Origin of the sequence: Vibrio sp. SCSIO 43135, assembly GCF_023716665.1 — a bacterium.
Taxonomy (GTDB): domain Bacteria; phylum Pseudomonadota; class Gammaproteobacteria; order Enterobacterales; family Vibrionaceae; genus Vibrio; species Vibrio paucivorans.
The window spans coordinates 855335-874693 of record NZ_CP071859.1; the positions used below are offsets into that span (position 1 = coordinate 855335).

A 19359-nucleotide genomic window follows, 5' to 3' on the forward strand; every position below is an offset into this window, starting at 1 on the left:
TAAAACGTCTAGTTGCTATAGTCGGCTAGACGTTTGATATTTTTCAAGGCTAGACTGGCTCAACTGTCTGGCCTTCACTTGAGCCATATTTGTATACGATACACGTATGGTTGAATTGAGAAGACCCTACAGACGTTTCGCAGTGTATGCGGCGTCATGGAAATAATAATCCCTTAAGGGATAACAAACGGAATATCAAAATGAATTTGCATGAATACCAAGCCAAACAGCTGTTTGCAGAATTCGGTTTGCCTGTACCAGAAGGCTACGCGTGTGACACGCCACAAGAAGCGTTCGAAGCTGCAGGTCGTATTAGTACTGACAAAAAAGTAGTGAAATGTCAGGTTCACGCTGGTGGTCGCGGTAAAGCGGGCGGCGTAGAACTACACGATACTAAAGACGGTGTAAAAGAGTTCGCTCAGAAATGGCTAGGTAAAAACCTAGTAACTTACCAAACAGATGCAAATGGTCAGCCTGTTACAAAAATCCTAGTTGAAGAAGCATCGAACATCGCTAACGAGCTTTACTTAGGCGCAGTTGTAGACCGTGCTACTCGTAAAGTTGTCTTCATGGCTTCAACTGAAGGTGGTGTTGAAATCGAGAAAGTTGCAGAAGAAACGCCAGAGTTGATTCACAAAGCAGCTATCGATCCATTAGTAGGCCCTCAAGCGTACCAAGGCCGTGAACTTGCGTTCAAACTGGGTCTTGAAGGAGACCAAATCAAACAATTTGTTAAGATCTTCATGGGTCTTGGCAACATGTTCTCTCAGTACGACCTCGCTCTACTAGAGATCAACCCTCTTGTAATCACTGGCGAAGGCAACCTTCTATGTCTTGATGGTAAGATCAACATCGACTCAAACGCGATGTACCGTCAGCCAAAACTTCGTGAAATGCACGATCCTTCACAAGAAGATGAGCGCGAAGCACACGCTGCACAGTGGGAACTAAACTACGTAGCACTAGACGGTAATGTTGGCTGTATGGTTAACGGTGCAGGTCTAGCAATGGGTACGATGGATATCGTGAACCTACACGGCGGCAAGCCAGCTAACTTCCTAGATGTAGGTGGCGGCGCAACCAAAGAGCGTGTAGCAGAAGCATTCAAGATCATCCTATCTGATGACAATGTAAAAGCAGTACTAGTAAACATCTTCGGTGGTATCGTTCGTTGTGACATGATCGCTGAAGGTATTATCGGTGCAGTTAAAGAGGTAGGCGTGAGCGTACCTGTAGTTGTTCGTCTAGAAGGTACTAACGCGGACCTAGGTCGCGAAGTTCTTGCTAATTCTGATGTTGATATCATTGCAGCTGAGTCGCTAACTGACGCTGCTCAGAAAGTTGTTGCTGCTGCGGAGGGCAAATAATGTCTGTACTAATTAATAAAGACACTAAAGTAATCTGTCAGGGTTTCACTGGTGGTCAAGGTACTTTCCACTCTGAGCAAGCTATCGCATACGGTACACAGATGGTTGGTGGTGTTTCTCCAGGTAAAGGTGGTCAAACTCACCTAGGTCTACCTGTATTTAACACAGTACGTGAAGCAGTAGAAGCAACTGGCGCAACGGCAACAGTTATCTACGTACCTGCACCTTTCTGTAAAGATGCAATCCTGGAAGCGATTGATGCAGGCATCGAGCTAATCGTAACAATCACTGAAGGTATCCCTACAACAGATATGATCGACGTTAAAGTGAAGCTAGAAGAGACTGGCGTTCGCATGATCGGTCCTAACTGTCCGGGTCTAATCACTCCAGACGAGTGTAAGATTGGTATCATGCCTGGACATATCCACAAGAAAGGTAAAGTGGGTATCGTATCGCGTTCAGGTACACTAACTTACGAAGCAGTTAAGCAGACAACAGACGAAGGTTTCGGTCAGTCTACTTGTGTTGGTATCGGCGGTGACCCAATCCCTGGTTCAAACTTCATTGATATCCTAAAACTGTTCCAAGAAGATCCAGAGACTGAAGCAATCGTAATGATTGGTGAAATCGGTGGTACAGCTGAAGAAGAAGCTGCAGCGTTCATTAAAGAGAACGTCACTAAGCCAGTTGTTTCTTACATTGCTGGTGTAACGGCTCCTCCTGGTAAGCGTATGGGTCACGCAGGTGCAATCATCTCTGGTGGTAAAGGTACTGCGGAAGATAAGTTTGCTGCATTAGAAGCTGCAGGCGTTAAGACAGTGAAGTCTCTTGCAGACATCGGTAAAGGTCTACGCGAAATCACTGGTTGGTAATAACCACTGTGATCAAACAAAGGCTTGATGAGAGATCATCAAGCCTTTTTCTTTTTTGCCTGACAACGGTCAATTAGATGTTTTTCGCGCCCAAAATAAAAGGCTGCCATTAGGCAGCCTTTCGTTACTCAAGATATTAACTGCGCTTTGCTAAAGAACCATTGCAGCTAACCAACCAAACGCGATCAACGGAATATTGTAGTGAATAAAGGTTGGAACTACTGTTTCCCAAATGTGTTCGTGTTGTCCATCTGCATTTAGGCCAGATGTTGGACCTAGGGTTGAATCAGAAGCTGGCGAGCCTGCATCACCAAGTGCAGCTGCAGTGCCTACTAACGCGATAGTTGCCATTGGCGAGAAACCGAAAGCGGCTGCTAGCGGAACATAAATGGTCGCGATGATAGGGATGGTTGAGAACGAAGAACCAATCCCCATGGTTACTAGTAGACCAACAACAAGCATAAGAAGTGCTGCTAGAGGTTTGTTGTCTCCAATGCTGGTAGACAGTGCTTCAACCAGTGATTCAACGCCACCCGTTTGTTTCATTACTGCAGCGAAGCCGGCCGCTGAAATCATAATAAAGCCAATCATTGCCATCATGTGAACACCTTTAGTGAACACATCATGTGTTTCTTTCCACGCAATGACACCACCAAAAGTGAACACCATAAAGCCAGCAAGTGCACCAATGATCATTGACCCAGTGCTTAGTTGAACTGCGAGCGCTGCTACGATACCAGCTGCTGCGACTAGGATATTTTTCTTGTTGATGGCTGTAGGTTCTGTATCAACATGAGTAAGTTCAGTTTCTTTGTATTCGCGAGGCTTGCGGTAACTAAAGAAGATTGCTGTTAGTAGACCGAACAGCATACCTGCAGCAGGAAGAAGCATCGCCGTAGGGACTTGGCTAGCGACCACGTCTTCTAAGCCGTTATCGTGTAAGTTCTTAAGCAGGATATTGTTTAAGAAAATTCCACCAAAGCCAATTGGAAGTACCATATAGGGAGTAATTAAGCCAAAAGTCAGCACACAAGCGACTAAACGGCGATCCAATTTAAGTTTAGCGAACACGCCCAATAGAGGTGGAATCAAAATTGGGATAAAGGCGATATGGACAGGAATAACGTTCTGAGAAGACATAGTGACGAGTACAAGTGCGATAAGTACCGCGTACTTAAGTCCTGTGCTCGCAGTACCGTTTTCCTTACCATGAATTCGTTTGATAACTGACTGTGCCAGTAAATCAGTGATCCCGGAGCGTGATATGGCAACGGCGAATGTCCCTAACATAGCGTAGCTTAGCGCGATGGTTGCACCACCACCTAGGCCACTTTCAAAAGCAGAAACGGCGTCATTTAAACTCATTCCTGATACTAGACCACCAACGATAGCGGCGAATGTCAGTGCTACTACGACATTCACCCTCATCAGTGCAAGTACCAGCATGATACAAACAGAAATAACAACAGGGTTCATAATAATCTCGATGTGTGTTTACTTATTATCGTTGTCGCTCTCGTCAACTAATGGCCAGCCGCCTAAGGCTTTCCATTTATTGACGATGCCACAGAATAGCTCAGCGGTTTTTTGAGTATCGTAAAGTGCTGAGTGGGCTTCTTTATTGTCGAATTCCATCCCAGCTGTTTTACACGCTTTAGCTAAGACGGTTTGTCCATAGGCCAACCCGCTAAGCGCAGCTGTATCAAATGTTGCAAAAGGATGGAAAGGGACTCTTTTGAGCTTGCAGCGTTCACTTGCTTCCATAACGAAGCTCAGATCAAAAGTGGCGTTGTGTGCGACCATAATGGCCCGGCTACAATCGGCATTCTTTTGTTCCTTACGAACAAGCTTATAAATTTCTTTTAGGGCTTCAGATTCTGTCACAGCACCACGAAGAGGGCTAAAGGGATCACGAATACCATTGAACTCAAGCGCAGCAGGCTCAAGGTTTGCACCTTCAAATGGTTCAACGTGAAAATGTAGAGTGGATGCAGGGTGAAGGTCGCCATTATCATCCATCTTTAAGGTGATAGCGCAAATTTCTAATAGAGCATCTGTTTTGGCATTGAATCCAGCGGTTTCGACATCAATTACGACGGGGAAATAACCGCGAAAGCGTTTTTTGAGCGTCAATGCTTCATTTTCTACAGTCATGGTGGTCCAAGGTTTTGTGACAGGGCGTGCATTATTGCAGATTCTCTAAGTGATCAAAAGCAAGCTCTGGGATTTAATCCCCCATCTTATTGGCTAGCTTTTTGCATCAGTACCAAGGGTAAGATAAAGCGGCAATCAATCACCGCTCGATAGCAGTATTAAACGAGATGAAATTGACTATGAATAAGTGGCTAGTGACAACAATATGTTTGACCAGCGCAACCGTATCTATGGCCTTGAGTGCTATGGAAAAGCGCTACGTTGCTACGCCTATGCAATCAACTTGGCAGATGGTTGCAAACACTCCTCTAGAGTGCCGTTTAGTTCACCCTATTCCTAATTATGGCGATGCGGTGTTCTCTTCTATTGCAAGTAAAAAAATCAACCTCGATTTTGAGTTAAAAATGCGTAGGCCAATGGGTGAAACTCGTAATGTAAGTTTAGTTTCAATGCCGCCGCATTGGCGTCCAGGCGAGAGCGCTGAACGCATAAGTAATATTAAGTTCTTTAAGCAGTTTGATGGTTATATTGGTGGTCAAACCGCTTGGGGCATATTGAGTGAGTTAGAGAAAGGGCGTTATCCAACTTTTAGTTACCAGGACTGGCAGAGCCGTGATCAGCGAATTGAAGTTGCGTTATCATCAGTATTGTTTCAGCAAAAATATAACGCGTTTAGTGACTGTGTTGCTAATCTGCTGCCGTATTCATTCGAAGATATCTCGTTTACGATTCTTCACTACGACCGAAGTAGTGTTCAACTCAACAAAGCTTCACAAAAGCGCTTAGCTCAAATCGCAGAGTATATTCGCCACAATCAAGATATTGACCTCGTACTGGTATCGACCTACACCGATTCAGTTGAGAGCAAAAGTGTTAGTCAAAATTTATCAGAGCAGCGCGCAGAAGTGCTAAGAGATTATTTTGAATCTCTCGGATTGCCAGAAGACAGAATTCAAGTTCAAGGTTATGGCAAACGTCGCCCTGTAGCGGATAATTCGTCACCAATTGGAAAGAACAAAAACCGACGAGTCGTTATTTCACTAGGTAGAACACAAGTCTAGTGCAGTGAAAAACGAGCGATAATATTGCAGTTAGTAAACGAATCGATGTCCTGAACCTGTTTTGCAATTTTTGGGTTAGGGTGTCGCTTCATGAACTCCACCAAGGCTTTTTTGCAGCAGCCTAAAGAATCCACGAATGCATCGCAATCGGTATTTGGGCATTGAGGCACTAAAGTGAGCACTTTTTCGGAAGCCAACTGAAGATATTTGAGCTCATACTTCACCTCGCCAACCTGACGCCAGAAAGACGCCATGTTATGGCAAGAAATGACCGAGACTACTAAACGATCTTCTAACGCCAGATCTTGTTCGTGAGATAGCTCCTCACTAAGAGTGAGGGCCTGTTGGTAGTGAAGAATACTACGCAGATGGTCGTCTTTTTGCATCGCGATATCAGCGAGTAGTGTGTGCTTTTCCCATTCTTCCATCATTTGCTATCCCTCACTTTAGATAAAGTAAGTGGATATTAAATGATAATTATTATCATGTAAAGATTGAAATAAAGGCCACTATTGAGTGGCCTTTATTCGATTAAGTTAGCCTTCTAAACCCGAAGAAGCCTGCTTGTTTTGAATGAGCTCTATCATGTACCCATCTGGATCTTTCACGAAAGCGATATGGGTACTGCCACCTTTCACTGGGCCTGGCTCTCGCGTGACATTGCCGCCCGCAGCCTTAATGGCATCACAGGTAGAGTAAATGTCTTCGACACCGATAGCGATATGGCCAAACGCAGTCCCCATGTCGTACTCGGATTTACCCCAGTTATAGGTAAGTTCGATCACTGCACCTTGGGATTCGTCACCGTAACCTAGAAAAGCGAGAGTGTACTCATATTCCTTGTTTTCATTGGTACGTAGCAGGCTCATGCCCATCACTTCGGTGTAAAATGAAATTGATTTATCAAGATCTCCAACTCGTAACATGGTGTGGAGAATACGGCCGTTAGACATTTCTTGCTCCTAGCTTTTTAGTATTAGTAATAAAACTGAAAGTACTACACTTCAGTCTTTTCTTTAAACTCACACAAGTCCTCGATGATACAACTACCGCACCTAGGCTTGCGAGCGACACAGGTGTAGCGCCCGTGTAAGATCAGCCAATGGTGTACATCGAGTTTGAACTCTTTAGGCACAACCTTGAGTAGTTTTTTTTCGACGTCGTCGACGGTTTTGCCCATCGCAAACTTGGTTCGATTTGAAACTCGGTAAATATGAGTGTCGACAGCGATAGTAGGCCAGCCAAAAGCGGTATTGAGTACAACGTTAGCTGTTTTGCGTCCTACTCCAGGTAGGGCTTCTAGTGCTTCTCGGTTTTCTGGTACTTCACCACCATGTTGGTCGAGCAGGATGCGGCAAGTTTTTATGACGTTTTCAGCTTTAGAGTTAAATAGGCCAATCGTCTTGATGTATTCCTTAACCCCATCGACACCTAAGTCAAACATTGACTGGGGAGTGTTCGCAACTGGGTAAAGCTTATCCGTAGCTTTGTTAACGCTCACATCGGTAGCCTGTGCCGATAAAAGTACGGCGATTAACAGTTCAAATGGTGAATTCCAGTTCAACTCGGTTTGAGGGTTCGGGTTGTCGTCTCTCAATCGAGTGAGTATCTCGACTCTCTTGGTATTGTTCATGTTGAGGCTTGCTTCCAGTTTTTATTATTGATTGGTCACTCGAGCGCGTTCAATAGACGGCTTTTCTTGTTTTGGTTGGCGAGCTTCCAACTGATTATCGAAAATATTTTTTAACGCGATAAGTAGTCCAACACCGATGAATGCTCCTGGTGGGAGCAGTGCCAGTAAGAAACTGTTATCAAATTGGAATACTTCGATTTTTAGTGATGTTGCCCACTCACCTAGTAGTAGGTCGGCACCATCAAATAATGTCCCATTACCTATCAGTTCTCGCATTCCACCCAGTACGACTAAAACGCTGGTCATTCCTAGTCCCATCCAAAATCCATCTTGAGCCGACGGGATCACATCGTTTTTAGATGCGAAAGCTTCAGCACGGCCTATGATGATACAGTTGGTGACAATAAGCGGAATGAAAATACCGAGAGAGAGATAAAGCCCGTAAGCATAAGCATTCATCAGCAGTTGAACGCAGGTTACGAGTGAGGCGATGATCATAACGAACACTGGAATACGCACTTCCTTTGGTACATAGTCGCGGACCAAGGATACCGTTACATTGGATCCTACAAGAACCAATAGTGTCGCTAAACCAAGACCTAGCGCATTAGTGACAGTCGATGAAACGGCTAGGAGTGGGCACAAACCTAGTAGCTGAACCAGAGCTGGGTTATTGTCCCACAAGCCATTTTTTATCAGTGTCTTATGTTCAGTCATTTGAGCCTCCACAGTTACGTGGCTGAGCCAATATCGACTCTTTATTTTGATTAACGTATGTTACGGCTTGTTTTACCGCTTTTACTACTGCTCTTGGTGTAATGGTCGCACCGGTAAATTGATCAAATTGACCACCGTCCTTGCGAACCTTCCAAGCCGAGATATTCTCATCATTCACCGACTTTCCGGTAAAGCTTAGAATCCAGTCGGTTACACGTAAGTCAATTTTATCACCTAGCCCAGGGGTTTCCTGATGAGAAAGGACGCGGGTACCAGTGATCGTGCCGTTATCTTGAATACCGACAATAACCTTAATAGCACCATTATAGCCGTCTGGCGCGATCGCCTCGATGGCAATTGCGCTTGGTTTTCCATCTATAGTGGCGATATAAGCAGGCATTGATGCGTCTGTACCTAATTCAGGAGACGACACTAACGTGCAGGCTCGATACAGTTCATTATCATGTAGGTCGTGCGGAATCACTTGATTCAACACTGATAGTAGTTGAGCTTGTTCCTGTTGCTTGATCTGATCTTTAGTTAAGTATTGAGTCAGGGCGACCAGACCTGTAGAAGCACAAGCAAAAAGAGCGAGTGTAAGGCCGTTTTTCTTTATTGCGTTTAACATACCTTAGTGCCCGTAAGTTCTTGGTTTAGTGTAATAATCAATCAGTGGGACGCACATGTTAGCAAGTAACACTGCGAACGCCACACCATCGGGGAAACCACCCCAACTACGGATAATAAACACCATAACGCCGATAAACGCGCCGAAGATAAGTCGGCCTTTAACCGTAGTGGATGCTGATACTGGGTCAGTAGCAATAAAGAAAGCACCTAACATAGTAGCACCAGAAAGTAGATGGATAAGCGGTGATGCTGTCTCCCCAGGAGTGAACAGCATAAATAGTCCACTAGAGACGATTAGTCCAACTAGAAAGCTAACTGGAATATGCCAGTTGATGACACGTAATTTGATCAGCAGCAGGCCACCCGTTAAGTATGCAAGATTAACCCACTCCCAACCGATACCGGCAATACCATTAAATTGAGGTTGTGCTAAAGCTTCCTGTACGGTGCTACCGGAATGCAGAGCTGTTTTAAATGAATCTAGAGGGGTAGCCATGGTGACACCATCGATACCGGTACGAATTTGTTGCAATGATAAGCCTTCACTATTGAATCCAGTAAAGATCATTGAAAACGCATCAACAAATGAAATTGGGTCATTTGAAAGTTGAACAGGCTCTATCCAGCTGGTCATTTGCACTGGAAAGGATATGAGTAGTACTACATAAGCGACCATCGCTGGGTTAAATAGGTTTTGGCCAATTCCCCCATATAAATGCTTTGCGATGATGATAGCAAAGATAAGACCGATGACGATTACCCACCATGGTGAGAGTGGAGGGATAGCAACCGCTAGTAGCCATGCGGTCACAATTGCACTGTTATCTCTAAGAGCAAATAGCGGATGGCGTTTGCGTGAGACCATCACCAGTGCTTCTAATGCCATGGCGACCATAACGGCAAAAATTAACTGAATAATTGTGCCCCAACCAAAGAAATAAGTTTGTGCCACGAGCCCCGGAAGGGCACAAATTGCAACCCATTTCATTAGATCTGGTGTACTGCGCTTACTATGGGCGTGCGGTGAGCTGGCAATGAAAAAGGCCACTACTCTTTCTCCTCAAAATTTTGCTCTTGTTTTTCGAGCTGTTCTTTTTCAGCTTTACGCGCTTTGGCTCTTGCAATAGCAGCAGCGACAGCGGCTTTCTTTGGATCTTCGGATTCTTCAGCTTGCACTTCAGTCGCGTCGGCTTCAGCAGCTTGTGCTTTACGCGCTTTAGCTCGTGCAATAGCAGCAGCGACAGCAGCCTTCTTTGGATCTTCCGATTCTTCAGCTTGCACATCAGTCGCGTCGGCTTCAGCAGCTCGTGCTTTACGCGCTTTAGCTCGAGCAATAGCAGCAGCGACAGCGGCCTTCTTTGGATCTTCCGATTCTTCAGCTTGCACATCAGTCGCCTCGGCTTCAGCAGCTTGTGCTTTACGCGCTTTAGCTCGTGCAATAGCAGCAGCGACAGCGGCCTTCTTTGGATCTTCTGATTCTTCAGTTTGCACATCAGTCGCCTTGGCTTCAGCAGCTTGTGATTTACGCGCTTTAGCTCGTGCAATAGCAGCAGCGACAGCGGCCTTCTTTGGATCTTCAGATTCTTCAGCTTGCACATCAGCCGCCTCGGCTTCAGAAACTTGTGATTTACGCGCTTTAGCTCGAGCAATAGCAGCAGCGACAGCGGCTTTCTTTGGATCTTCTGACTCCTCAGTTTTCACTTCAGTCGAATCTGGCTCAGTAGCTTGGGCTTTGCGTGCCTTAGCTCTTGCTATAGCAGCGGCGACAGCAGCTTTCTTCGGGTCTTCCGATTCCTCAGTTTGTTCTTCAGCCGACTCTGGCTCAGACGTTTGCGCTTTACGCGCTTTAGCTCGAGCAATAGCAGCAGCGACAGCGGCTTTCTTTGGATCTTCCGATTCCTCAGTTTTCACTTCAGTCGACTTTGGCTCAGCAGCTTGGGCTTTACGCGCCTTAGCTCGTGCTATAGCAGCAGCCACTGCATCTTTTTTGCTGTCTCCTGATTCTGACGTGTCAGGAGTCGAATCTGACTCTTGTGCTTTTTCTGCTTTACGTGCTCTAGCTTGCTGCTTTCTTTCTTCGCGCAGTTTTGCCATTTCTGAATTGTCGGGCTCGGCTTTCCCAGTCTCCATCGCTGCAGCTTGTTTGGCTTTAGCTTTGGCGATCGCAGCGGCTACAGCTGGTTTTACAGCTGGCTTTTCTTCTGTTTGGGTTTGCTCTTTTTGAGCTTTAACTCTTGCGATGGCGGCAGCGATAGCATCGTCACCAGCAGACTGCTTCATGTCCTTACGACGATTTTCTGCGGCTTTCTTAAATCGGTTTTCCCGTTCGGCTTTATCACGCTCCATACGAGCATTTTTTTCTTCAAATCGTTGTTTCGCTCGCTCGGCTGATTCGGCTTCAAGCTTGCGTGTACGAATTTCTGCTTTTGCTTGGCGATAGTATTGAACAAGTGGAATTTCACTCGGACATACATACGCGCAGGCACCACACTCGATACAGTCTTTTAGGTTCAGCTCTTCACATTTATCTAACTCTTGAGCTTTTGCATGCCATTGAAGCTGCTGAGGAAGCAGTGATGCAGGACAGACTTCTGCACATTGACTACAACGGATACATGCCATTTCAAAGCGATCCGGCGCAATCTCTTTTCGTGTGGGTGCAAGAATACAGTTGGTCGTCTTGGTTATCGGAACGTTGGAGTGGGGCAGAGTAAAGCCCATCATTGGGCCGCCAAGAATCAGTCTTTGGTTCTTCTTCTCGGCCTTATGGTTAAACTCAGCAAGTAGTGATTGTACCGGAGTTCCTATTGGAGCCCAGACATTACGTGGTTGCTTAAACGTACTACCGGTTAAGGTAACAATTCTTTCGATAAGCGGCTCGCCATCACAGACTGCACGTTTGGCTGCGTATAGAGACCCTACGTTTTGAACTAAAATACCGATGTCTGCAGGAATACCGCCATTTGGCACTTCTTTATTGGTCAGTATCTTAATTAATTGCTTCTCACCACCGGATGGGTATTTGGTTGGGATCACGCGGACAACAATTTGGCTGTCATGTGCCGCTTGAGTCAGGGCTTCAACGGCTTCTGGCTTGTTATCCTCAATACCTATAATCGTCAGCTTAGGTTTGAGGATGTGTTCAACAATCTCAATACCTTTAATGATCTCTTCTGCATAATGACGCATTAATGTGTCATCAGCAGTAATGTATGGCTCACATTCGGCCGCATTGATGATCAGAATTTCGGTACGGGCCAAGCCTGATTGAATTTTTTTAGCCGTCGGAAAGCCTGCGCCGCCCATGCCGGAAATCCCTGCTTGTCGAATACGCTCGATTAGCTCCTCAGGGGACTCCTGAGTGAAATCTGGTGATGGTTTAAGTTCGCACCATGTGTCTTGCATATCTGGGCGAATGACGACACACAATTCTGATAGGCCTGAAGGGTGAGCGGTGGTGCGTTGTTCAATTGCACTAATGGTACCAGAAGTTGGTGCATGAACTGGCAGCATAAAGCTTGTGTCGTATTTGGTTAAAGGCTGACCTTTCAGCACTTTTTCACCGACAGCGACGATGAGGTCTCCTGGCTTACCAATGTGTTGCTTGATCGGCAAAACGATTTCATCCGCAATAGATGCGCGTTCAATCGGTTGGCTCAGAGATTGTTGTTTGTTCTCTGGCGGGTGTACGCCACCAGGGAAGTCCCATAATGCACCCGATTTTATTTGTTCAATTAGTGACAACATACCAGTCCTTAACTCCCGCTATTCTGCGACTGCGATACGGCAGAATCGGTGATATCAACAACAGGAATGGCGTCCAATTGCCACTTCCAATTATCAGTAGTGGTGGCTACTGGAATCATTTCAATACAATCTGTTGGGCATGGGGCCACACATAAGTCACAGCCCGTACACTCATCTTTAATGACGGTGTGCAGCGCTTTTGTACCACCAACAATTGCGTCAACAGGGCAAGCCTGAATACATTTGGTACAGCCAATACACATATCTTCATGGATATAAGCTACAGTCTTAACAGCATTGTCTAGGTCATGTGCAGACTCTTCGGCTTCTACTCCCATCAGATCAGCCAGTTTTTCGATAGTCGCCTGACCACCTGGAGGGCATTTATTGATCTTATCGCCATTTGCAATGGCTTCAGCGTATGGACGACAACCTGGGTAGCCACATTGTCCACACTGTGTTTGAGGCAAAATGCCGTCGATTTGGTCGACGATAGGGTCTGCTTCAACTTTAAATCGGATAGAAGCAAAACCAAGTACAGCACCGAAAATGGCTGCGAGTACCGCAATGGCAATAACCGCAATTAATATAGAGCTCATTACAACTTCACCAACCCAGTAAAGCCCATAAAGGCAAGAGACATAAGGCCTGCAGTGATCATGGCAATCGATGCGCCTTTAAATGGAGTCGGGACATCAGCCGCGGCGATACGTTCGCGCATCGAGGCGAATAAGATAAGCACTAGTGAGAACCCCACTGCAGCACCAAAGCCATAGACGATTGATTCGACGAAGTTGTGGTTCTCGTTGATGTTTAACAACGCGACACCAAGTACGGCACAGTTGGTGGTGATCAATGGCAAAAATATACCAAGTAAGCGGTAGAGAGTCGGGCTTGTTTTATGTACCACCATTTCAGTGAATTGCACCACAACTGCAATCACTAAGATGAAGCTCATGGTTCTTAAATACTGAAGGCCTAAAGGTGCCAAAACATAGGTTTCAACAAGATATGCGCACACTGATGCGAGAGTTAGCACAAATGTTGTGGCTAACCCCATACCTATCGCGGTTTCTAGCTTTTTAGAAACGCCCATAAATGGACATAAGCCCAGAAACTTTACCAGTACAAAGTTGTTGACTAGGACTGTGCCTACCAACAACAAAAGATATTCGGTCATAGTTATATAGTTTAGAAATTCCGATCCCAATATTATCGTGCTTTGCAAGCGCAATAACAACCAAGGAAAGCTAAGGTTTTATATCAATGGATAAAATTTAGCCGCGTTTAAGAGGTTTTGTTGGCAAAGTACTGCTTGAATGAGCTCAGAATAGGAAGCGCGATAGCTCGGCTCACTCTGTTGTGTTGGTTTGGATCAGCAACTGGTTGATACAACGAAAAAAGCCCAATCTTTCGATTGGGCTTTTTTCTAGAATATGGCTCCCCCTGCGGGACTCGAACCTGCGACATACGGATTAACAGTCCGCCGTTCTACCAACTGAACTAAGGGGGAAAAGTGATTCTGGCTATTGCCGGAAGCGGGGCGAATATTATCGGCACCTTAATTTGATGTCAACACTCGAGAGGACGAAAAAAGTAAAAAAACACGATAAAAAAGTCTTTACTTTTCTGTATCCCTTACGAGTTTTGGGCTCGAATTACTTATCCACCAATTTTGTGGATAACTATGTTAATTAACCTTGAAAAACCAAATGATCGTAGAAGATGAATACTGAATTAGCGAGCAAGAAGTAGATGGTTAGCTATTGAAAATGTTGATGTTAACAAGCGAAAACCAAGATAAAGAAAGCAGCAATAAGAGTAGGCGCTTAAAGGTGGTTTTTAGATAAAATGGGGAAAAGCTGTGAATGAAAATCCACGTATTAAAAGCAAGACTACGCATTGTAAAATGCATATTGCGGTAGCGAGGGCGAAAGATATTATCAAAGTTGCAATCGATGATCTAGAGCTGAAATCAATCATTCAACAAAATAGTGAGATATTTTGCTAACACTGTCATTAGAGTGTATATATGTACAGTGAAAAGAATCAATAACGATAGCGCTTGTAGAGGCAGAAATGAGCAAACTCTTTGATTTGGTGTCTGATTACCAACCGTCTGGGGATCAACCAACGGCGATTAATCAACTACTTGAAGGTCTAGATGCAGGATTAGCACATCAAACATTGCTTGGTGTTACGGGCTCAGGAAAAACGTTTACCTTAGCTAACGTGATCGCACAAGCTCAGCGTCCCGCTATATTGCTAGCGCCAAACAAGACGCTTGCGGCGCAGTTGTATGGAGAGATGAAATCATTTTTTCCTAACAACGCAGTCGAGTATTTTGTCTCGTATTATGATTACTACCAGCCTGAAGCTTATGTCCCAACCACGGACACCTTTATCGAAAAAGACGCATCAGTGAATGCCCATATTGAGCAAATGCGACTTTCCGCAACCAAGGCTTTGCTAGAGCGTAAAGACGCCATTATCGTAGCGTCGGTTTCAGCTATTTATGGCTTGGGCGACCCTGATTCGTATTTGAAGATGATGCTGCATATACGCCGTGGTGATGTGATGGATCAGCGCGACATTCTAAGACGACTGGCTGAGCTTCAGTATTCACGAAATGATGTGGCGTTTGAGCGAGGGCAATTCAGAGTGCGTGGCGAGGTGATCGATATATTCCCTGCGGAATCTGATCAAGATGCGGTGCGTATAGAAATGTTTGATGATGAGGTTGATTGTATCAGCGTGTTCGACCCGTTGACTGGCGCTGTTAAGCAGCGCGATCTACCGCGGTACACCATCTACCCTAAAACGCACTACGTTACCCCAAGAGAAAAAATTCTAGATGCGATTGAACTGATTAAAGAAGAACTTCGAACTCGTCAAACGTACTTAAAGGACAACAACAAGCTGCTTGAAGAGCAAAGAATTAGCCAAAGAACGCAGTTTGACATCGAAATGATGAATGAACTTGGTTTTTGTTCCGGTATAGAAAACTACTCTCGCTATTTAAGTGGTCGTGCAGAGGGTGAGCCGCCGCCGACCTTGTTTGATTATTTACCTCATGACGGTTTGTTAGTCATTGATGAGTCGCACGTGACAGTTCCACAAATCGGCGCGATGTACAAAGGTGACCGTTCACGTAAGGAAACGCTGGTGGAATTTGGCTTCCGGTTGCCTTCAGCTTTAGATAACCGTCCAATGAAGTTTGAAGAGTTTGAGTCGATTGCACCCCAAACGATTTTTGTATCGGCTACCCCAGGTAACTATGAACTCGAAAAGTCCGCCGATGAAATAGCGGATCAAGTAGTTAGGCCAACGGGCCTGTTGGACCCTGAACTAGAAGTGCGCCCGGTTGCGACGCAGGTTGATGATTTGTTATCAGAAATCAGAATTCGCTCGGCGAAAGATGAACGCGTGCTCGTGACTACTTTAACGAAGCGAATGGCGGAAGATTTAACAGAGTATCTCACTGAACATGATGTGAAAGTTAGATATTTGCATTCTGATATCGACACGGTTGAGCGCGTTGAGATTATTCGCGATTTGCGACTAGGTGAGTTTGACGTTCTAGTAGGGATCAACTTGTTACGAGAAGGTCTTGATATGCCAGAGGTTTCTCTTGTCGCGATTCTTGATGCTGATAAAGAAGGTTTCTTACGTTCAGAGCGTTCTTTAATTCAGACCATTGGTCGTGCAGCTCGTAACCTTGAAGGTAAAGCGATCTTGTACGCTGATTCGATTACTAAATCGATGAAAAAAGCGATGGATGAAACCAATCGTCGTCGAGAGAAACAGCAAGCCTATAACGAAAAAATGGGTATATCACCGCAAGCATTGAAACGTAATGTCAAAGACATCATGGAGCTGGGTGATATCACTAAGTCGAAGAAGCAACGTACAAATAAACAAGTACCGCTATCAAAAGTTGCTGAGCCTTCGCAGACTTATCAAGCTCTCACTCCTCAGCAGCTAGATAAAGAGATCAGTAAGCTCGAAGCGCAGATGTACAAGCATGCACAAGATCTAGAGTTTGAATTGGCGGCACAGAAACGTGATGAAATAGAAAAGTTACGTCAGCAGTTCATTACTAACAGTTAATGTTATCGTTCACATTGAAGCTGGTTAAAGAAAGTAAGGTATTTGAAGCAAAAAAATAGCCAATAGAAATCAATTCTATTGGCTGTAATTTGTGAATACTAAGTTCACTAACAACGTCAGTTGGCTAGGTGACCCGTTAGGGTCATTATTGATTTTGCAGTATTTGTGCCAGCCTCAAATGGCCATAATTGAGGCTATTTCACCATTTTTAAGTCAATCTTTGTCATAAATTTGCAAAATGCAATTCGTAATGCAATCATTTAAACAAAATGCAAATAACTATGGCTAGGCTATGCAACAATCTACGGATGTTCACAAATCTAAATATCTATTGATGGTCGAAGATACGGCATCTGTAGCCGCATTGTACCGTTCTTATCTAACCCCACTTGGTATTGATATCAACATTGTGGGCACGGGTCGTGATGCCATCGATAGCTTATCACGTCGTACACCAGACCTTATCCTACTCGATCTCCGACTACCTGATATGACGGGGATGGATGTGTTGTATAACGTTAAGCAAACACACCCAGACGTCCCTGTTATTTTTATGACGGCTCATGGCTCTATCGATACTGCTGTTGATGCGATGCGCCATGGTGCACAAGACTTCTTGATTAAGCCATGTGAAGCAGACCGACTGCGTGTTACGGTCAATAATGCGATTCGCAAAGCGACCAAGCTACGAAATGAAGCCGGAAATGTCAGCAATCAGAATTACCAAGGCTTTATAGGCAGTAGCCAAACCATGCAAGCGGTATATCGCACTATCGACTCGGCAGCATCCAGTAAAGCCAGTATTTTCATTACCGGTGAAAGTGGTACTGGTAAAGAGGTGTGTGCGGAAGCGATCCACGCAGCGAGTCAGCGCGGTGATAAGCCATTTATTGCCATTAACTGTGCTGCGATACCGAAAGACTTGATTGAGAGCGAACTGTTTGGTCACGTGAAGGGTGCATTTACTGGTGCTTCCACAGATCGTCAAGGTGCAGCAGAGCTTGCTGACGGTGGTACGCTATTTTTGGATGAGCTGTGTGAGATGGACTTAGACCTTCAAACTAAGCTGCTTCGTTTCATTCAGACTGGTACATTCCAAAAAGTAGGCTCTTCAAAAATGAAGAGTGTTGATGTGCGTTTTGTTTGTGCAACCAACCGAGACCCATGGAAAGAGGTTCAGGAAGGGCGCTTTCGAGAAGATTTGTACTATCGACTTTACGTGATCCCACTGCATTTGCCGCCTTTGCGTGAACGTGGGGAAGACGTGATTGAAATCGCTTATTCGTTGCTGGGTTTTATGTCGAATGAAGAAGGAAAAGGTTTTGTTCGAATGGCTCCAGAAGTCGTGGATTGCTTCAATCGATATGCGTGGCCGGGGAACGTTCGACAATTGCAGAACGTATTACGCAATGTGGTTGTGCTAAATAATGGAAGAGAGATCACTCTGGAAATGCTTCCTCCACCACTAAACTTACCATCAGACAATCAAATCCGTATTCAACCTCAAGTGAAGGAACAAGTGTCGGTACACGACATATTCCCTCTCTGGTTAACGGAAAAAACAGCCATAGAGCAGGCAATCGAAGCGTGTGAGGGGAACATCCCACGTGCTGCTGGTTACCTAGACGTAAGCCCCTCAACGATCTACCGTAAACTCCAAGCTTGGAACGCAAAAGAAGAGCAATAGAACCCATGACTATTATGAATCAGGAAAAAATCGACCACTTAGCCGACGAAATCGGTAAAGAAAACGTCCCTGTTTTATTGGAAATCTTCTTAGGTGAACTCAAGATGTATATCGACAACTTGGGTGATGATGGAGTAGATAATCCGAGTTATCTAAAAGAAATCAGTCACGCATTGAAAAGCAGTGCTGCAAGTTTTGGTGCAGAAGCTTTGTGCCAACTGGCTATCGAAATGGATGCCAGAGCAAAAACTGGTGAGCTATTGGATAAAGAGAGTGATGTAGAAACAATGGTGGTATTACTCAAGGATACCCAAGAGCAATACCTGCGCTTAGTTGCTCAATAGCGTTTCGATAGCCGACTGCAGTTTGCTGCGATCATGACGCCAATCTCGATTTGGCGAGGCTAATTCAGTGGTTACACAGTTCCAGCGCTCGGCTAACTCTGGATGAGGCTCGTCGCCTAGGACAATATCAATTTTCCGTGCTTGGCATGAGCGCTCACACCACTCTAATTTTTGTTCAAGTGTCATTCTTCCCGCAGGACCAAATTCCGGAGATAGGTTTTCAATAAACACCAGTTTTGCTTTTTGATTGTTCGCGATGGCTTTACCTATTTCAGGTAGAAGTAGGGGAGGCATAATACTTGTTAAAAAGCTGCCTGGACCAAGTACGATACAATCAGCTTGCTCAATAGCGAGAACCCCTTCCTTCGTTGCTGGAACTTCTGGTGATAAATCTAAGCGAAGCAAGTCTTCTTCCATTTCATCGACGCTGGTTTCACCAGTGACCCAACGACCATCGACTGATAAAGCCGCGAGATCTGACGGGTGCTCAGACATAGGCACGATATTCACGTCGACTTTCAACATACTTCTGATGAGTTGAATCGCCTCTAGTGGACGAACCGAAAGGTTATCAAGTGCGGTGAGCATCAGATTTCCCAGGTTATGGCCATCTAGCTCTCCTGCACCTTTAAATCGGTATTCAAACATCATTGAGCTTATAGACGGCTCAGTAATCAACTGATTAATACAATTGCGGGTATCCCCCCACGCAATGCCGCCCTGACAATGGCGAATACGGCCCGTTGAACCACCATTGTCCGTGGTAGTGACTATGCCAGTGGCGTTACTACCAAAGTCCTTCAGTGCGGCCAGCATACGACCTAGACCATGCCCACCACCAATAGCGACAACTTTGTTAGTTTTATACACAGACATCTAATTCTTCTTATTCGTTTAAACTGAACTACAATCTAGATTAATTCATTCACAAACCCTACTCAATAGTAGGTAATTTGAGTAGTCGACGCGATTTTTTGACCCAGAGGGTAGAAACACGCACAATTATTAAGTATTTTATTGGTACAAAGTGTTTAATT

18 protein-coding genes and 1 tRNA gene are annotated in these 19359 nt (G+C 45.0%); 6 read left to right on the top strand and 13 right to left on the bottom strand.

Going from position 1 to position 19359, the window contains the following annotated elements:
- Positions 1–200 precede the first annotated feature (200 nt).
- Both sucC and sucD read left to right on the top strand, forming a co-directional pair.
- On the top strand, positions 201–1367 hold the full coding sequence (sucC, locus tag J4N42_RS04045; protein ID WP_252029886.1) for an ADP-forming succinate--CoA ligase subunit beta: 1167 nt from the start codon (positions 201–203) through the stop codon (positions 1365–1367).
- Positions 1367–2239: a succinate--CoA ligase subunit alpha gene (sucD, locus tag J4N42_RS04050; protein WP_005476019.1), complete on the top strand. Its 873-nt coding sequence runs from the start codon at positions 1367–1369 to the stop codon at positions 2237–2239. Before sucC ends, sucD begins: the two co-directional genes overlap by 1 nt.
- A 150-nt stretch (positions 2240–2389) precedes the next feature.
- On the opposite strand, the gene J4N42_RS04055 is transcribed toward sucD, so the two are convergent.
- Entirely contained in the window at positions 2390–3715 is a 1326-nt protein-coding gene (locus J4N42_RS04055; protein ID WP_252029888.1) for a Na+/H+ antiporter family protein, read from the bottom strand.
- 18 nt (positions 3716–3733) lie between these two features.
- Complete coding sequence (gene rnt / locus J4N42_RS04060) at positions 3734–4393, bottom strand: ribonuclease T (protein WP_252029891.1); 660 nt, start codon at positions 4391–4393, stop codon at positions 3734–3736.
- 179 nt (positions 4394–4572) lie between these two features.
- Here rnt and motY point away from each other — a divergent pair, with 179 nt between their 5' ends.
- Complete coding sequence (gene motY, locus J4N42_RS04065) at positions 4573–5454, top strand: flagellar protein MotY (protein WP_252029893.1); 882 nt, start codon at positions 4573–4575, stop codon at positions 5452–5454.
- On the opposite strand, the gene J4N42_RS04070 is transcribed toward motY, so the two are convergent.
- From J4N42_RS04070 to J4N42_RS04115, 10 genes are all read right to left on the bottom strand, one after another.
- On the bottom strand, positions 5451–5885 hold the full coding sequence (locus J4N42_RS04070) for a DUF2753 domain-containing protein (protein ID WP_252029895.1): 435 nt from the start codon (positions 5883–5885) through the stop codon (positions 5451–5453). The genes motY and J4N42_RS04070 overlap by 4 nt on opposite strands.
- Positions 5886–5990: 105 nt before the next feature.
- Positions 5991–6407 (bottom strand): lactoylglutathione lyase, encoded by a 417-nt coding sequence (gene gloA / locus J4N42_RS04075; protein WP_252029897.1) that lies wholly within the window; start codon positions 6405–6407, stop codon positions 5991–5993.
- 44 nt (positions 6408–6451) lie between these two features.
- Positions 6452–7087 carry an endonuclease III gene (gene nth, locus J4N42_RS04080; protein ID WP_252029899.1) on the bottom strand — a complete coding sequence of 212 codons (636 nt, stop codon included), beginning with the start codon at positions 7085–7087 and terminating at the stop codon, positions 6452–6454.
- Positions 7088–7111: 24 nt separating this feature from the next.
- Complete coding sequence (locus tag J4N42_RS04085) at positions 7112–7804, bottom strand: electron transport complex subunit E (RefSeq protein ID WP_252029901.1); 693 nt, start codon at positions 7802–7804, stop codon at positions 7112–7114.
- A complete protein-coding gene (gene rsxG / locus J4N42_RS04090) occupies positions 7797–8432 on the bottom strand; it encodes an electron transport complex subunit RsxG (protein ID WP_252029903.1) in 636 nt (211 codons plus the stop codon). Before rsxG ends, J4N42_RS04085 begins: the two co-directional genes overlap by 8 nt.
- Before the next feature lie 3 nt (positions 8433–8435).
- On the bottom strand, positions 8436–9482 hold the full coding sequence (gene rsxD, locus J4N42_RS04095) for an electron transport complex subunit RsxD (RefSeq protein WP_252029905.1): 1047 nt from the start codon (positions 9480–9482) through the stop codon (positions 8436–8438).
- Positions 9482–12181 (bottom strand): electron transport complex subunit RsxC, encoded by a 2700-nt coding sequence (gene rsxC / locus J4N42_RS04100; protein WP_252029908.1) that lies wholly within the window; start codon positions 12179–12181, stop codon positions 9482–9484. Before rsxC ends, rsxD begins: the two co-directional genes overlap by 1 nt.
- An 8-nt stretch (positions 12182–12189) precedes the next feature.
- Positions 12190–12780, bottom strand: a complete 591-nt coding sequence (gene rsxB / locus J4N42_RS04105; protein WP_252029909.1) for an electron transport complex subunit RsxB — start codon at positions 12778–12780, stop codon at positions 12190–12192.
- Complete coding sequence (gene rsxA, locus J4N42_RS04110) at positions 12780–13361, bottom strand: electron transport complex subunit RsxA (RefSeq protein ID WP_252029911.1); 582 nt, start codon at positions 13359–13361, stop codon at positions 12780–12782. Before rsxA ends, rsxB begins: the two co-directional genes overlap by 1 nt.
- A 257-nt stretch (positions 13362–13618) precedes the next feature.
- Positions 13619–13694, bottom strand: a tRNA-Asn gene (locus tag J4N42_RS04115).
- 566 nt (positions 13695–14260) lie between these two features.
- On the opposite strand from J4N42_RS04115, the gene uvrB reads away from it, so the two are divergent.
- From uvrB to luxU, 3 genes are all read left to right on the top strand, one after another.
- Complete coding sequence (gene uvrB, locus J4N42_RS04120; protein WP_252029913.1) at positions 14261–16291, top strand: excinuclease ABC subunit UvrB; 2031 nt, start codon at positions 14261–14263, stop codon at positions 16289–16291.
- Between the two features lie 292 nt (positions 16292–16583).
- Positions 16584–17978: a quorum-sensing sigma-54 dependent transcriptional regulator LuxO gene (gene luxO, locus J4N42_RS04125; protein WP_252029915.1), complete on the top strand. Its 1395-nt coding sequence runs from the start codon at positions 16584–16586 to the stop codon at positions 17976–17978.
- 5 nt (positions 17979–17983) lie between these two features.
- Positions 17984–18322: a quorum-sensing phosphorelay protein LuxU gene (gene luxU / locus J4N42_RS04130; protein WP_252029917.1), complete on the top strand. Its 339-nt coding sequence runs from the start codon at positions 17984–17986 to the stop codon at positions 18320–18322.
- On the opposite strand, the gene J4N42_RS04135 is transcribed toward luxU, so the two are convergent.
- On the bottom strand, positions 18308–19198 hold the full coding sequence (locus J4N42_RS04135; RefSeq protein ID WP_252029919.1) for a YvcK family protein: 891 nt from the start codon (positions 19196–19198) through the stop codon (positions 18308–18310). The genes luxU and J4N42_RS04135 overlap by 15 nt on opposite strands.
- Positions 19199–19359 lie beyond the last annotated feature (161 nt).

Coding starts and splice junctions, on each gene's coding strand:
- uvrB (WP_252029913.1), top strand. CDS start 14,261: ATGAGCAAACTCTTTGATTTGGTGTCTGATTACCAACCGTCTGGGGAT.
- nth (WP_252029899.1), bottom strand. CDS start 7,087: ATGAACAATACCAAGAGAGTCGAGATACTCACTCGATTGAGAGACGAC.
- J4N42_RS04070 (WP_252029895.1), bottom strand. CDS start 5,885: ATGATGGAAGAATGGGAAAAGCACACACTACTCGCTGATATCGCGATG.
- luxU (WP_252029917.1), top strand. CDS start 17,984: ATGACTATTATGAATCAGGAAAAAATCGACCACTTAGCCGACGAAATC.
- rsxB (WP_252029909.1), bottom strand. CDS start 12,780: ATGAGCTCTATATTAATTGCGGTTATTGCCATTGCGGTACTCGCAGCC.
- J4N42_RS04135 (WP_252029919.1), bottom strand. CDS start 19,198: ATGTCTGTGTATAAAACTAACAAAGTTGTCGCTATTGGTGGTGGGCAT.
- luxO (WP_252029915.1), top strand. CDS start 16,584: ATGCAACAATCTACGGATGTTCACAAATCTAAATATCTATTGATGGTC.
- sucC (WP_252029886.1), top strand. CDS start 201: ATGAATTTGCATGAATACCAAGCCAAACAGCTGTTTGCAGAATTCGGT.
- motY (WP_252029893.1), top strand. CDS start 4,573: ATGAATAAGTGGCTAGTGACAACAATATGTTTGACCAGCGCAACCGTA.
- rsxC (WP_252029908.1), bottom strand. CDS start 12,181: ATGTTGTCACTAATTGAACAAATAAAATCGGGTGCATTATGGGACTTC.
- gloA (WP_252029897.1), bottom strand. CDS start 6,407: ATGTCTAACGGCCGTATTCTCCACACCATGTTACGAGTTGGAGATCTT.
- rnt (WP_252029891.1), bottom strand. CDS start 4,393: ATGACTGTAGAAAATGAAGCATTGACGCTCAAAAAACGCTTTCGCGGT.
- J4N42_RS04055 (WP_252029888.1), bottom strand. CDS start 3,715: ATGAACCCTGTTGTTATTTCTGTTTGTATCATGCTGGTACTTGCACTG.
- J4N42_RS04085 (WP_252029901.1), bottom strand. CDS start 7,804: ATGACTGAACATAAGACACTGATAAAAAATGGCTTGTGGGACAATAAC.
- rsxG (WP_252029903.1), bottom strand. CDS start 8,432: ATGTTAAACGCAATAAAGAAAAACGGCCTTACACTCGCTCTTTTTGCT.
- rsxA (WP_252029911.1), bottom strand. CDS start 13,361: ATGACCGAATATCTTTTGTTGTTGGTAGGCACAGTCCTAGTCAACAAC.
- sucD (WP_005476019.1), top strand. CDS start 1,367: ATGTCTGTACTAATTAATAAAGACACTAAAGTAATCTGTCAGGGTTTC.